General features: G+C 58.4%; 15 protein-coding genes. 10 read left to right on the forward strand and 5 right to left on the reverse strand.

Translation table 11 applies throughout. The annotated features are described in order from the left end of the window. Positions 1 to 16: 16 nt before the first annotated feature. Positions 17 to 2686 carry a pyruvate dehydrogenase (acetyl-transferring), homodimeric type gene (gene aceE, locus P406_RS24915; protein WP_046237668.1) on the reverse strand — a complete coding sequence of 890 codons (2670 nt, stop codon included), beginning with the start codon at positions 2684 to 2686 and terminating at the stop codon, positions 17 to 19. Positions 2687 to 2830: 144 nt separating this feature from the next. Here aceE and P406_RS24920 point away from each other — a divergent pair, with 144 nt between their 5' ends. Next, entirely contained in the window at positions 2831 to 3283 is a 453-nt protein-coding gene (locus P406_RS24920) for a MarR family winged helix-turn-helix transcriptional regulator (RefSeq protein ID WP_003409572.1), read from the forward strand. Positions 3284 to 3285: 2 nt separating this feature from the next. Here P406_RS24920 and P406_RS24925 read toward each other — a convergent pair whose 3' ends face one another. Then, positions 3286 to 4389 carry a transketolase-like TK C-terminal-containing protein gene (locus tag P406_RS24925; RefSeq protein ID WP_046237669.1) on the reverse strand — a complete coding sequence of 368 codons (1104 nt, stop codon included), beginning with the start codon at positions 4387 to 4389 and terminating at the stop codon, positions 3286 to 3288. A gap of 287 nt (positions 4390 to 4676) precedes the next feature. Here P406_RS24925 and P406_RS24930 point away from each other — a divergent pair, with 287 nt between their 5' ends. Continuing rightward, on the forward strand, positions 4677 to 5420 hold the full coding sequence (locus P406_RS24930) for a helix-turn-helix transcriptional regulator (RefSeq protein WP_003409569.1): 744 nt from the start codon (positions 4677 to 4679) through the stop codon (positions 5418 to 5420). A 1-nt stretch (position 5421) separates the two neighbouring features. On the opposite strand, the gene P406_RS24935 is transcribed toward P406_RS24930, so the two are convergent. Then, a complete protein-coding gene (locus tag P406_RS24935) occupies positions 5422 to 6102 on the reverse strand; it encodes an acyl-homoserine-lactone synthase (protein ID WP_046237670.1) in 681 nt (226 codons plus the stop codon). 219 nt (positions 6103 to 6321) lie between these two features. On the opposite strand from P406_RS24935, the gene P406_RS24940 reads away from it, so the two are divergent. From P406_RS24940 to P406_RS28380, 5 genes are read left to right on the forward strand one after another with little or no spacing between them, the layout of a single operon-like run. Beyond that, complete coding sequence (locus P406_RS24940) at positions 6322 to 7518, forward strand: aminotransferase class I/II-fold pyridoxal phosphate-dependent enzyme (protein WP_046237671.1); 1197 nt, start codon at positions 6322 to 6324, stop codon at positions 7516 to 7518. Then, the gene (locus tag P406_RS24945) at positions 7511 to 8029 is read left to right on the forward strand and encodes a DUF6190 family protein (protein ID WP_003415657.1); all 519 of its coding nucleotides are present in this window, start codon (positions 7511 to 7513) and stop codon (positions 8027 to 8029) included. Before P406_RS24940 ends, P406_RS24945 begins: the two co-directional genes overlap by 8 nt. Continuing rightward, positions 8019 to 8816: a dihydrodipicolinate synthase family protein gene (locus tag P406_RS24950; RefSeq protein WP_046237672.1), complete on the forward strand. Its 798-nt coding sequence runs from the start codon at positions 8019 to 8021 to the stop codon at positions 8814 to 8816. Before P406_RS24945 ends, P406_RS24950 begins: the two co-directional genes overlap by 11 nt. Then, positions 8816 to 9673 (forward strand): iron-containing redox enzyme family protein, encoded by an 858-nt coding sequence (locus P406_RS24955; RefSeq protein WP_046237673.1) that lies wholly within the window; start codon positions 8816 to 8818, stop codon positions 9671 to 9673. The genes P406_RS24950 and P406_RS24955 overlap by 1 nt, the downstream gene beginning before the upstream one ends. Further along, positions 9657 to 9893, forward strand: a complete 237-nt coding sequence (locus tag P406_RS28380; RefSeq protein WP_082100958.1) for a Rieske (2Fe-2S) protein — start codon at positions 9657 to 9659, stop codon at positions 9891 to 9893. Before P406_RS24955 ends, P406_RS28380 begins: the two co-directional genes overlap by 17 nt. 41 nt (positions 9894 to 9934) lie before the next feature. On the opposite strand, the gene P406_RS24960 is transcribed toward P406_RS28380, so the two are convergent. Both P406_RS24960 and P406_RS24965 read right to left on the reverse strand, forming a co-directional pair. Further along, positions 9935 to 11116 carry a patatin-like phospholipase family protein gene (locus P406_RS24960; RefSeq protein WP_046237674.1) on the reverse strand — a complete coding sequence of 394 codons (1182 nt, stop codon included), beginning with the start codon at positions 11114 to 11116 and terminating at the stop codon, positions 9935 to 9937. A gap of 32 nt (positions 11117 to 11148) precedes the next feature. Next, positions 11149 to 12081 (reverse strand): lipid A biosynthesis lauroyl acyltransferase, encoded by a 933-nt coding sequence (locus tag P406_RS24965; RefSeq protein WP_046237675.1) that lies wholly within the window; start codon positions 12079 to 12081, stop codon positions 11149 to 11151. 120 nt (positions 12082 to 12201) lie between these two features. On the opposite strand from P406_RS24965, the gene minC reads away from it, so the two are divergent. The 3 genes from minC to minE all read left to right on the forward strand — a co-directional run bounded on the left by minC (position 12202) and on the right by minE (position 14240). Continuing rightward, complete coding sequence (gene minC / locus P406_RS24970; protein ID WP_046237676.1) at positions 12202 to 12942, forward strand: septum site-determining protein MinC; 741 nt, start codon at positions 12202 to 12204, stop codon at positions 12940 to 12942. A 231-nt stretch (positions 12943 to 13173) separates the two neighbouring features. Beyond that, a complete protein-coding gene (gene minD, locus P406_RS24975; RefSeq protein ID WP_003317454.1) occupies positions 13174 to 13986 on the forward strand; it encodes a septum site-determining protein MinD in 813 nt (270 codons plus the stop codon). Next, positions 13986 to 14240, forward strand: a complete 255-nt coding sequence (gene minE / locus P406_RS24980; RefSeq protein WP_003317453.1) for a cell division topological specificity factor MinE — start codon at positions 13986 to 13988, stop codon at positions 14238 to 14240. The genes minD and minE overlap by 1 nt, the downstream gene beginning before the upstream one ends. The last annotated feature ends 38 nt before the right edge of the window (positions 14241 to 14278 follow it).

Here is a 14278-nt window from a genome sequence, read left to right on the forward strand (position 1 = left end):
CAGATACCAGCGCGACTCAGACCAGCACAGGGTTCTGCTTGCCTGGGTCGATCTTGTAACGTTCGATGGCCTGCGCGACCACCTTGCGCTCGACTTTGCCGTCATCGGCCAGCGCCTTGAGCGCAGCCACCGCCACGAAGTAACGGTCCACCTCGAAAAAATGACGCAGTGATTCACGCGTATCGGACTGGCCAAAGCCGTCAGTACCCAGTGCCACGAAACGGCGCATGGGTACAAACGGACGGATCTGGTCGGCGAAGATTTTCATGTAATCGGTCGCCACGATCACCGGCCCTTCCCTGTCTGCCAGACAGCTTTCCACGTAACTCAGACGCGGCTCCTGCTCGGGATTCAGCAGGTTCCAGCGCTCGGCATCCTGGCCTTCACGACGCAGTTCGGTCAGGCTGGTGACGCTCCAGATTTCGCTGCTCACGCCAAAGTCGTCTTCGAGCAATCTGGCGGCCGCGATGACTTCCAGAAGGATCGACCCGCAGCCCATCAACTGCACGTGCTTGCCGGTATTGATCGATGCACTGGCCTGCAACGGGTACATGCCCTTGAGAATGCCGGCCTCGGCGCCTTCGGGCAGATCCGGGTGCGGGTAGTTCTCGTTGAGCAAGGTGATGTAGTAATAGATGTCCTCATTTTCGGCAAACATACGACGCATGCCGTCCTGAATGATCACCGCCAGCTCGAAGGCAAACGTCGGGTCGTAAGACACGCAGCAAGGTATCGTCGACGACATGACATGGCTGTGCCCGTCATCATGCTGCAGCCCCTCGCCCATCAGTGTGGTTCGACCTGACGTGGCGCCCAGCAGGAAGCCTCGCGCCCTGGCGTCGCCCGCAGCCCAGGCAAGATCGCCCACCCGCTGGAAGCCGAACATCGAGTAGAAGATATAGAACGGCACGGTCATCACACCGTGGTTGGCGTAGGAGGTACTGGCCGCGATCCAGGAAGAAATGGCACCTGACTCATTCAGCCCTTCCTGCATGATCTGCCCGTCGGTGCTTTCCTTGTAGTAGCTCAGTTGCCCTGCATCCTGCGGCGTGTACAACTGACCGACGTGGGAATGAATACCGATCTGACGGAACAGATTTTCCATACCGAAGGTTCGTGACTCATCCGGCACGATCGGCACGATCAGTTTGCCGATGTTCGGATCCTTGAGCAGCGTCGAGAGGATGCGCACAAAGGCCATGGTCGTGGATATGCCGCGATCGCCGGTGTTCTTGAGCTGGGTATCCAGCACCGAGAGCGGCGGAATCTGCAGGGTGGCGGCGTCACTGAAACGGGCCGGAATGTAACCGCCCAGGTGAGCCCGGCGAGCCTTGAGGTACAGCGCTTCGGTACTGCCTTCGGCCGGTTTCAGGTAAGGCATGTCGCCCAGCTGGTCATCGGTGATGTCCAGCGAGAAGCGGTCGCGGAAGGCCTTGATCGCCTCTGCCCCGAGCTTCTTCAACTGGTGGTTGATGTTCTGCCCCTCACCCGCCTCGCCCATGCCGAAACCTTTGACGGTCTTGGCCAGGATCACGGTCGGCCCACCCTTGTGGCGCATCGCGGCAGCGTAGGCGTTGTAGACTTTTTCCGGATCGTGGCCGCCACGCGAGAGCTTCCAGATGTCGTCATCGCTCATGTCGCTGACCAGTTCCAGCAGCTCCGGGTATTTGCCGAAGAAATGCTCGCGAACGTAGGCGCCATTCTGGGATTTGTAGTTCTGGTACTCGCCGTCCACGCATTCCATCATGCGCTGACGCAGCAGCCCGCTCTTGTCCTTCTCGAGCAGCGCATCCCAGCCGCCGCCCCAAATGACCTTGATCACGTTCCAGCCAGCGGCGCGATACAGACTTTCGAACTCCTGGATGACCTTGCTGTTGCCGCGTACCGGCCCGTCAAGGCGTTGCAGGTTGCAGTTGACGACGAAAATGATGTTGTCGAGTTTCTCGCGCCCGGCCAGAGCAATGGCTGCCTGTGACTCAGGCTGATCCATTTCGCCATCGCCCAGGAACGCCCAGACCTTGCGTCCTTGATGCTCCTTGAGCCCGCGATTCTCCAGGTAGCGCATGAAGCGTGCCTGATACGCCGCAGTGATGGGCCCCAGCCCCATGGAGACGGTGGGGAACTGCCAGAAGTCCGGCATCAGGCGCGGGTGCGGATAGGAAGAAATGCCGTCACGATCGGTTTCGCGACGGAAGTTGTCCAGTTGCTCCTCGCTCAGACGACCTTCCAGATACGCCCGGCCGTAAATGCCTGGCGAAGAATGGCCCTGAATATAAACAAGGTCACCGGCGAACTGCTCGGTACGTCCCCGGAAGAAGTGGTCGAACCCGACGTCGTAAAGCACGGCAGCTGATGCGTAGGACGCGATATGGCCGCCCACGCCGGAATGCTTGCCGGCACGCAGCACCATCACCAGGGCGTTCCAGCGGATGAACGCGTTGATGCGTTTTTCAACCTGAAGGTCGCCCGGATAAGGCTGCTGGCGGTCACTGGGAATGGTGTTGACGTAAGGCGTGGTGACCCGACCGTAGAAATCGCCATGTTGGGCGACGTCGAAGTCCAGCAACTGATCGATCAGATAGTGAGCGCGCGGGCGCCCTTCAGTGTTGAGTACCGACTCAATCGATTCGAGCCATTCGCGGGTTTCTTGCGGATCCTCGTCAAGAAACCGGGGTTGCTGTGCCATCGTCGCCTCCTACTGTGATGCGGCAGTGGACGCCGGACAGGCGTCTGCCTTGAAAAATCTGATTGCAATTGCAATCACATACCGGAATTTATCCCGCGCTCGGTTACTATTGCAACCCTCAAGAATTTCAGACAAAGGTGAATCATGTCGTCAGCCGAACCGGATACGTGGTTCAGATTCGTCAGGGCACACCGCTGTCTGATTCGCGAAATCGAACGACGTCTGGCGGCGGCCGAGCTGCCGCCCTATGCGTGGTATGACGCGCTCTGGGGCATTGAAAGCGGCCCGCAAGGCATGCGCCGCATGCATGAACTGGCCGATGTCATGGCCATTGAACGCTACAACCTGACTCGTCTGGTCGACCGACTCGAAAGTGAAGGGCTGGTGGCACGCCACAGGTCCGACAGCGATGGCCGAGGCGCCGTGGCAGCGATCACCGACAAGGGCCGGACCCTGCGCAAACAGATGTGGCAGGTTTACGAAACGGCAGTCGACGAGCTGTTTCTGGCGCAATTCGACGACCAGCAGCGCCGCGTGTTCGCCGACGCGCTGGAGCGTGCCGCGCTGGCCGCCCGGCAAAGCGCTGGAAAAGGCTGACATCAGACGAATTGATAGCGTTGCAAGGCGAGTTTCAGCGGCTCGTAGCCCAATTGCCCGCCTTCCGCAAGCGCCGTCAGGGCCTGTATGACGATCCACTTCGCACTGGTTGCAGACGTATCCTGCGGGGCCGCGGAATCGGCACCCAGCCCGACGAACCGCCCCGGAACATGCTCACGCAGCTGTTCAACCACGGCCTGCGGGTAGCCGGTGACGGCCACCACAGCATCCTGCTCTTCGCCAAGGCAATCACGCAGATGCCAGGATCGTGCGGGTTGCGTGGGGTGGAAACGGTTCCAGCGTCGCGCGGCTTCGGCATCACGCGCGACTCGGGTATAGCTGGGGCAGCTCCAGATTTCGCAATCGACGTCCCAGTGTTCCCGGAGCAGGCAGGCAGCCTGGCGTACCGAGCGCAGCGCCAGGCCCGCCCCCAGAAGGCGTACGCGACGACCTTCATGACTGCAAACGGCGTCGCTAATCCGGTACATGCCTTGTACAGCCGCCACCGCCTGAGCCTCACTCAGTTCACTGACTTCCTCATTGGATTCGTCGTGCAACGCCATGTAGTAGAAACCGCTACGGCCTTCGACATACAGACTGTGCAGGGCGTGCAGTGTGATCGCCCGCGCTTCGGCAGCATCCGCAGGATCGAACGGCTGGCACTTGCGGTTCGACAGCAGCCACAGCGGCAACCAGGGATGAGCACCCTTGGGCCAGCGTGACGGCAGCGTCTCGATGTCATTGCAGAAGATGCCCCGCTGGAACGACTCCGACGCCAGCGCGCTCAACTCGGCGGACGTTTCGCTGCTGGTCATGTAAATCAGCGGCAACTCTGCCGCCCCGGCCTGCGTAGCAAATCTCATGGGCCAGGCGCTGGCAAGCAAGCATTCCTGCCCGCATGACATATGCTTGCTGGCCCGCACCACCGATATCCGCCGCGAGGTGGACGGATCTCTGGTCAGGCGTTCGACGATATCGGCCATCGCAAACAGGGGCGAACAGCACCCACGCAGTGCAAGCCCCGCAACCGCCTGAATCTTTTCCATGCAGGCCAACGCCGCGGATCGGGTCTGAGGTGCCAACGAGTGGCTATTTGCGCTGTTCATCACTACTCCTTGCTGTCGGACAAGCATCCTTGCACCTTGATGGAACCAAGAATATGATTGCAATCGCAATAAAAATCACTGGCCCGCCTTACCGTAGGGCGATGGCCAGTACCCGAACACACATGCGTTCGCAGCTCGGCAGGTCGATGAGTGTATTATTTTCAACGGCCAAGCCCTTGTTCAAAAACAAAAGACACACGCCGTCCATGTTTTCATGTACGGCTGAAAGTACAAATGAGGATAATGAATACGGCCAGGCCGCAAACAAACAATAAACAAGGTATTACATGGAGGTTCGTACCGTGCACAACCAACTTGACTGCCCGCCCTTAAAGATCAACGGAGCCCCTGCTCCTCTGCGTCAACTGATTGAAGACTTTGAAAACGACCTGCATCGTATTGGCGATTTCACCTATGCCTACTTTTCCAGCCCAAAGACACGCACTGTCAAACCGGTCATCCTGTCCAATTATCCTGATTCGTGGTTGAAATCGTATATTGCCTCCAACTATCACCTTATTGATCCCATCATCAAACATGCCTGGCATAGCATTACGCCATTTTTCTGGAGAGAAGCCCGACATGCCATTCAGGGCGTCGAAACCGATGATTTCCTGAAGCGCTCGGCCAAATACCAGCTGTCCTCCGGGGCCACTTTCACCCTGCACGATGCCAGTGGGCTTTTCGCCGCGCTGAGTCTTTGCAATGCCAGGCAACAGACCGACTTCGATCAGCGAATCCGCGACAAGGCCGCTGATATCCAGATGAGCCTCATCCGCTTCCATGATCGTTTGACCAAGACCCAGGCGCCCCACGAACTCTTTCCGCAACCCGCGCAGTGCAAGTTGTCCAGCCGCGAGATAGGCGTGCTGAAATGGGTGGCCATGGGCAAGGCATACAGCGAAATCGCCGAGATATTTTCCATTTCGGAACGCACGGTGAAATTTCACATGTCCAACGTTTCCAGCAAACTCGAAGTGCGCACCGCCAAACAGGCCGTGTACAAAGCCATCAATATGGGAATGGTCTGACTCAGGCTGCGCTGTCCATGCGTGCTTGCTGCAACGATACCGACGCATCGAGCGGCGTCGGCCAGCGCAGCAAGCCGTCCGTGACAGAGTGCCTGAGGGCAATGCTGCCGAGCAGCCGTTGATGGTTGTCGGCGTTTACAGGCATGTCCAGCAACAATACCGTCTCGCCTGGCGAAGCCTCCCCCGTTGCCAGAACATGGTACTCCCACCCGCACTTGCGCACGATCCGCGCCATCGCCTTGCTGACCACCGTAATGATGGATTGCAGACCCGCCGAGGTTGCGTGATTGTGCATCGAGAACAGCAGCATTTCAGTCAGTGGCGCGTGCAGAATACCCAGCGACCGGGCACGCTCCGTGTCGACAAAGAACCGGCTCGACTCTGCCATGGCAGCATTTCTGGGCGCCGTATAGTCGAAAAAGCTGCGAAATGGCCCATCCAGCATGTACGGGTCGCAGGTATTGATCAGCCGAAGCCCGGCCAGCGGGACCCCATTCCAACGGCCTATCAGGTAAGTCGCAGCGGTACTGTCGTACTCATCGAACTCGAACGCATGACTGACGCGAACCTTCCATTCAAGGCGATCCGAAAAGATCTTCTTGCGCAGCGCGTACAGCGTTTCCAGCAACGTGACGGGCACCTGACTATAACTGGCTACCTGAAATTCAAACCCGCTCGACATAATAAACCCCACCCGACGCAACCAGCGTAAAGCATCACGTATTTAAATAAGTAAATCTACTGTACTTAAGAACAGGTCAACACTTTGAAACACTAACGCTCAACAGTGTGCACTTAGGTACAGTGTTATTTTTGCCAAAAATAAGGAAATCTGTTCCAGCGTTCTGGCTATCCAGGACGGCGACTTCCCAAACAATAATGACGCCACAGGGATAATGGTATGAATAGTCTATATGCCGGTATCGACACGTTGAGCGCAGTTCCTGTTCTGGACGATATTACTCAACACGAAATTTCTGCCCTCAAGACCCGCTTCAATCTGGCCGATGCCCACACGCATCAGGATCAGAGCGAGACCCAGCGCATGATCGTCGCCAGCCTGCCCGAGCTGTGGTATCGGGCACAGAACCAGACCCAATATCAGAGTGAACAGGCATTCATTCAGGCCTTCTTCACCTTCCACGGCCAGCACCATGCGTTGAAGCGCCACGACGAAATCTATCTCGTCTACGCAGCGTCCATCGCCATGCATATCACCGCAACCTATTTGCGCAAAAAGAACATGAGTGTCGGGCTGATCGAGCCCTGCTTCGACAACCTGCATGACCTGTTGAAACATATCGAAGTGCCCATGTCGGCCCTGGATGAAAGCCTGTTCACGTCATCGACCGAGGTGTACGCAAAGTTGCAGAAGGCCGCCATCGGACTGGATGCGATCTTTCTGGTCGATCCCAACAACCCGACAGGTTCCAGCCTGTTTGCCGAGGGGCCGGACACGTTTGTCGAAGTGGCCCGCTACTGCCGGGACTACAACAAGCTGCTGATCCTCGATTTCTGTTTCGCCTCGTTCTTCAAGGCCGCCGGCAAGCATCGCGTGGATGCCTACGCGATTCTCGACGACATCGGCACTCAGTACCTGGTCATGGAAGACACTGGCAAGACCTGGCCCCTGCAGGACACCAAATGCGCAACACTCATGGCCAGCCGCGACATCAACGCCGATATCTACAGCATCGTCACCAGCGTCCTGCTGAATGTCTCGCCGTTCATCCTCAACGTCGTGACCCGTTACATCGAGGACAGCAACGACGATGACTTCGACTCCGTGCGCTCGGTGCTGGACATCAACCGCAGCAAAGCGCGGGCCTGTCTTGAGGGCAAGGTCTTGAAGTATGTGCAACCGATGATCGATACCAGCGTGGCGTGGTTCGAGATCCTGCCCGCCAGCGTAAACGCCGATGACTTGCAGGCTTACCTGTTGCAATCAGACGTCTACGTGCTGCCCGGCAAGTATTTCTACTGGAGCCAGCCGGAAAAAGGCCAGCGCTACATACGCCTGGCACTGGCACGCAAACCGGACGAATTCGAGGCCGCCGTTCAGGCAATTGCGCAGGCACTGGAGAACGTTCATGTCTGACTTCGACCTGCCGATGATCGATGCGACCGTTTTCATGGGCATGCACCATGCCGATCCGGGCGTGCGTGACAAATCCCTGGGGTTCTTCTCCCGGTTCTACGAGAGCAGCGTGCAGATGAATTTCGCCCAGATAGGTATTTGCGACGCAATCATCTGGAAAAAAGGCCGTGCCTTGCAGGACGCCTATTACCCGTTCATGGATGTTTTGCATACCGACATGGCGATCCAGCGTCAGGGCTATAGCGAACAAGTGCTCCAGCGCGCAGCGGGTGAGACGCAGTTCAAGGGCCTGCCAGCCGACAAGAAACTGCTGGCGGCTCAGGTACTGGAGCAGGAAATCCCGTTTTATACCCACGATCTGGAGTTGCTGCGCCTGCAAGTCCTGCAGCCTTTCCTCCAGCCATTCGAAAGCGCCATTCGACGACAGACGTTTCCGGAGACGCTGCAGCGTCTCTATGACCAGTCCTGCGCCATGGTGATCCGCAACGAGGACTTTCAACATGTCTGGTAAGAGCATTCTGGTGCCCCTGATAACGCCTCTGAACGAGCAGGATCAGGTCTGCGAAGCCAGTCTCGAACGCCTTTTGGGCAGCCTCGCGCCGCATGTCGACGGCTACATTCCGTGCCTGACCTCCGGCGAGGGCTGGCGGCTGTCACGTCAGCAATGGCTGCAGATGCTGAGGCTGACCCTCAGGCACGCGGGCGACCGCAGCGTCATCGCCGGGATTGAACGCCACTCTACGCAAGAGGTGCTGGACTTTGCCCGCCTGGCTGAGGTTGCCGGTGCTCGAGCAGTGATGTTCACCTCACCCTTGACGCCCGGTATCAGCCAGCAGGCGATCATCGAGCATTACCAGACCATTCATGACGCGACGCACCTAGATATCTTCATGTACAACGAGGCCGCCCTGTCGGGCAACGAAAAGTCCTTCGACACCCTCAAGGCCATCGCGCAGTTACCCAGAGTCATTGGTTTGAAGGACTCGCCCTCGATGTCTCGCCCGCAGGCTCAGGTAGATGCCATCCGGCAGGAGGGCGTCGACTACTTCATCGGCTGGGAAATGCAACTGGCCAAAGACCTGGAGTCCGACGGCAATGTGGTTTCGCTGGCCAATCTGGAACCGCTGCTGTGCCGGACAGCGGCTACCCGGCAACAGCCCGCACTCAGCGACGAAGTCGCAATGCTTAACCAGCGTTATCTGCTCAATGCCCCGGACTGGTACGCGCATATCAAGCGCGAGCTCAAAGCCAGGGGCGTGATCAACAGCGAACGAGTCGTGACCGAGGAGGCTGCCTGATGAAAGACCTGCACAAGCAACTGTTTCTGGCCAACCGTGCGCTTATCGAAAAGCTGGTGCCTATTCCACCGGAGATTCTGGCGTTCGAGCAACGCTGGATCGACGATGCCATCGAACGCAGCATGACGGCAGATGCGCCTGATGATCTTGCTGGTCTGCGCAGGATGCTGACCGAGCTGGTCGAACAGGAGAGCAGCGAAGTACCGCCCAGCGCACAGTATGTCGCCAACGACATGACGCTCGACGAATTCCGGATTCTGGTTCAGGAGTTTGCGCTGGATGGTCTGACCGAAGCACAGGTGTTCTATCACCTGATGCCCAGGCTCAGCCTTCCCGCACAGATGCCCATGCTGCGCATGATGATCGACGAGTTCGGTTCGGGAAACCTCAAGCGCTCGCATACCACGCTCTATCAGGACCTGTTGCGCGAACTGGAAATGCCGCTGGACCTGCAGTTTTACGTAGATGCCAACTCCAGCGCCGGTTTCAACTTTCCCAATATGTTCTGCTGGCTGGCGATGCGGGCGGACGATGCGTCATGGTTCGCCGGAGTCATCACTTACTTCGAGACCGTGGTGCCGTTCTTTTTCGAGTGCTACACGCAGCTTTGCGAGCGCTTGCACATCAAGGCTCATACCTGCTATTCAGAGCACGTTCATATCGACGTTTTCCACGCCATCGAGGGACAGCGCCTGCTCAAAGCCATGGACGTCAATGGGGATCTGGATCCGGTAAAAGCCTGGCGGGGCATCTGCATGGGACGCGAGATCACCAACCTGGCGTTCGACCTGGCGGTAGATAAAGCCCGTCGGCTCAAACACTTCAACAAGGAGGTCAGCCTTGAACGAGCCTGCTGAGTTTCGTCGTCCCGACACGTTCACCGTAAACATCGGCCAGGAACAATACCTGATACCAAGCAGTTGCCCGCATCGTGAAGGATGGCCGGAGCATGGAGTGGTCAACGAGAAACGCCGGTCGATCACCTGTCCCCTGCACTTTTCGGTGTTCAGTCTCGAAACCGGGGAGCAACTGAGCGGTCCGCCGTGCGGTCAGTTGCAAGTACGCAGAGTGAGATGACAGCACGTGCTACGGCAGGGATCGCCCCTGCCGTAGCGACGTCAGGTCAGACGCAAAAAGCGCTTCAGCTCGGCACCCTGAGCAATCGCATCGTGACGACCCAGTTCGATCAATTCGCTGCAATAACCTGACTCGAACAGAAGATAGCTCAGCACACTGGCGCCGCTGCTCTTGGTCGCGCCCGGCCCGCGCAGAAACGTGCGCAGTGCGGGGGGCAGTTCGCGGCGGTGACGGGCCGCGATTTCATCCAGCGGACGGCTCGGCGAAATCACCAGCACTTCCACCGGCTCCATGCCCGGCTGCCGAACCTGATCCTCGGGCAGCAACGCACTGGCGGTGTTCAAGCGTTCCAGCAGCTCGATATCGCTTTCCAGATTGTCGATGAAGGTGCTGTTGAGCATGTGGCCGCTGATCTGCGCCAGGCTGGGCTGAACGCCGCGGGGCGCGCGGGGGGCAGGTCTTTCTATTTTGAGGCCGCGCGGGTTGCCGCTGACGCCGACCACCAGCACACGATTGGCGCCCAGATGCAGCGCCGGGCTGATCGGTGCCGACTGGCGCACGGCCCCGTCGCCAAAGTATTCCTCGTCCAGCATCACGGGGGCGAACAGCAAGGGAATGGCTGAGCTGGCGAGCAAGTGATCCACGGTCAGTTGCGTCGGACGGCCGATACGGCGATGGCGCAGCCAGGGTTCGATCGTACCGCGGCCCTGATAGAACGTGACCGCCTGACCCGATTCGTAACCGAAGGCCGTCACCGCCACTGCACGCAAATGATGGGCGTCGATGGCCGCTTCGATTCCGGACAGGTCCAGCCGCTCATTGAGCAGATCACGCAGGGGCGAACTGTTGAGCAAGGCGACCGGGATATTGCGTCCGAAACCCAGCAGGCTGCGACCGAAAAAACGGCTGGCCTGATGAATCACCCCGGACCAGTCGCTGCGCAGCACCTGATGGCTGCGAAACGACTGCCAGAATTCGGTCAATTGATGAATGGCGATTCGAAAATGCAGCGCGCCGCTGGCCAGCTTGACCGCATTGATCGCGCCAGCCGACGTACCGACGATAACCGGAAAGGGATTGGGCGAACCAGGCGGCAGCAGGTCGGCAATGCCTGCCAGCACGCCGACCTGATAGGCCGCACGCGCCCCGCCACCCGACAATATCAACCCGGTTACAGGCTCGACATCACTTACTGCACTGCTCGTTACTGCGCGATCCTGCATCTACGACTGACCTCGGTGATCAACGACGCTTTTTATCTACGCTTCTCATATAGCTTCTGTTCACCGGCTGGTCGACTTTTAAAGCGTCGATGGGCCCAAAGATACTGTTCGGGGCATTCAGTGACGGCCTTTTCTACCCATTGGTTGATGCGCAGGCAATCCGCTTCATCGCTCTCACCCGGAAAGTTGTCCAGCGGCGGATGAATCACCAGCCGGTAACCGCTGCCATCTGCCAGACGCCGCTGAGTGAAGGGCACGACCTGCGCACGGCCCAGGCGGGCGAACTTGCTGGTGGCGGTCACGGTCGCGGCCTGGATGCCGAACAGCGGCACAAAAATACTCTGCTTGGCGCCATAGTCCTGATCCGGCGCGTACCAGATCGCCCGGCCGGCGCGCAGCAACTTGAGCATGCCGCGCACGTCGTCTCGCTCGACAGCCAGTGAATCAAGGTTATGGCGCTCGCGCCCGCGACGCTGGACGAAGTTGAACAGCGGGCTCTTGTGTTCGCGATACATGCCGTCGATGGTGTGCTGCTGGCCTAGCAGCGCCGCGCCGATTTCCAGCGTGGTGAAATGCAGCGCCATCAGAATCACGCCCTCGCCTTTTTCCTGGGCATTCTGCAAATGCTCGAGCCCTTCGACATGGGCAAGCCTGGCCAGACGTTTTTTCGACCACCACCAGCTCATGGCCATCTCGAAGAAGGCAATCCCGGTGGAGGCGAAGTTTGCCTTGAGCAGACGCTTGCGCTCGGCCGCGGACAAATGCGGGAAGCACAGCTCCAGATTGCGTGACGCGATTTTTTTTCGATCAGTGGCCACACGGTACATGATGGCGCCCAGTGCCCGACCGATGACCAGCAGAACGCGAAATGGCAATTGGATAATCAGCCACAAGAGCCCCAGCCCCAGCCATAGCAGCCAGAAACGGGGGTGAAGGAAACTGGCTTTAAAGCGCGGGCGATCCATTTGGGCTTCCGTCAGAACAAAGGCCGCGCATTCTACAACGGTTCTAGCCGCTTGCGGCTCGCGGGCGTTCTCGCTATAAGTCTCGGCACTTTTAGCGACAAGCTGTTGTGTATATCAACCATGAGCCAGATTGAATCGCAAAACCCGGAACCTGTATTTCAGCTCAAGGGCAGCATGCTCGCCATCACCGTGATGGAGCTGGCCCGAACCAACCTTGAAGTGCTCGACAGGCAGTTGGCGGCCAAGGTGGCACAAGCCCCCAACTTCTTCAGCAATACGCCATTGATCCTGGCTCTGGACAAACTCGCACCGAACGAAGGCCCGGTGGATCTCCCGGGTCTGGTGCGTATCTGTCGCCAGCACGGCCTGCGCACCCTGGCGATCCGCGCCAACCGTATCGAAGACATTGCTGCAGCGATTGCCGTCGACCTCCCGGTCCTGCCGCCGTCCGGCGCACGTGAACGCGTGATCGACCCGGTTGAAACCGAAGCACCGAAAAAAATGCCGGAAAAACCGCCCGAGCCCCTGGTCAAGCCGACCCGAGTGATAACCGCTCCAGTACGCGGCGGTCAGCAGATCTACGCCCAGGGCGGCGACCTAGTGGTAGTCGCGCCGGTCAGTCCCGGTGCGGAACTTCTCGCCGATGGAAACATCCATGTCTACGGCCCGATGCGTGGCAGGGCACTGGCGGGAATAAAGGGCGATACCAAGGCACGCATCTTCTGTCAGCAGTTGAGTGCCGAGCTGATTTCGATTGCCGGGCAATACAAGGTGTCCGAGGACTTGCGCAGGGACCCGTTATGGGGCTCGCCGGTCCAGATCAGCTTGTCAGGTGATGTGTTGAACATCATTCGTCTTTAACGGATACTGCCGCAATTTTCAAAGCATCTCTGATTCGTCGCGAAGTTGTCGTGAAGGCGGCAGGAAGTTCTGAAAAGCACTGCTTTTCAGCGGGTATATGAGTCGAAAGTAATAGCTTAGTGCTAGCTTTCCGGAATCAGACCCCAGGACTTCCAGAATGCTTCGGCGGACGCGGCGCCAAGAGATGCCCTTCAGGGACTCAATGTCCTTTTCCTCTAGGGGTGATACACCTTGGCCAAGATTCTCGTTGTTACATCCGGCAAGGGTGGTGTGGGCAAGACCACCACCAGCGCCGCCATCGGTACCGGTCTCGCACTGCGCGGCCACAAGACAGTCATCGTCGACTTCGACGTCGGCCTGCGTAACCTCGACCTGATCATGGGTTGCGAACGCCGGGTCGTGTATGACTTCGTCAACGTGGTCAATGGCGAAGCCAACCTGCAACAGGCGCTGATCAAGGACAAGAAGATCGAAGGCCTGTTCGTGCTGGCCGCCAGCCAGACCCGCGACAAGGAAGCGCTGACCAAGGAGGGCGTTGAAAAAGTCCTCATGGAACTGAAGGAATCCTTCGAATACATCGTCTGCGATTCGCCGGCCGGTATCGAAACCGGTGCTCACCTGGCCATGTACTTCGCCGACGAAGCCATCGTCGTGACCAACCCTGAAGTCTCGTCGGTGCGCGATTCCGACCGCATGCTGGGCCTGCTGGCCAGCAAATCGCGTCGCGCCGAACGTGGCGAAGACCCGATCAAGGAACACTTGCTGCTGACCCGCTACAACCCTGAGCGCGTCAGCAAGGGCGAAATGCTCGGAGTGGAAGACGTCAAGGAAATCCTTGCCGTTACCCTGCTCGGCGTGATCCCAGAATCCCAGGCTGTACTGAAAGCTTCCAACCAGGGCGTGCCGGTCATTCTCGATGACCAGAGCGACGCGGGTCAGGCCTACAGCGATGCGGTTGACCGCCTGTTGGGCAAAACACTTGAGCACCGGTTTCTGGATGTGCATAAGAAAGGATTCTTTGAACGCCTGTTCGGGGGTAATTAATGAATATTTTTGACTTCTTTCGTGACCGCAAAAAAGGAAGCACGGCCTCGGTAGCGAAAGAGCGTCTACAGATCATCGTTGCTCACGAACGCGGCCAACGCAGTACCCCGGACTACCTTCCTGCGCTGCAGAAAGAGCTGGTGGAAGTGATCCGTAAATACGTCAATATCGAGTCTGACCAGGTACAGGTCGCTCTGGAAAGCCAGGGCAGCTGTTCGATTCTGGAACTCAATATCACCCTGCCCGATCGCTGATCAGGCAGTCGCTCGCGGCGGTATCGGCGCACTTCTAC

This window comes from Pseudomonas syringae pv. coryli str. NCPPB 4273 (assembly GCF_000972175.1).
GTDB classification, from domain to species: Bacteria; Pseudomonadota; Gammaproteobacteria; order Pseudomonadales; family Pseudomonadaceae; genus Aquipseudomonas; species Aquipseudomonas syringae.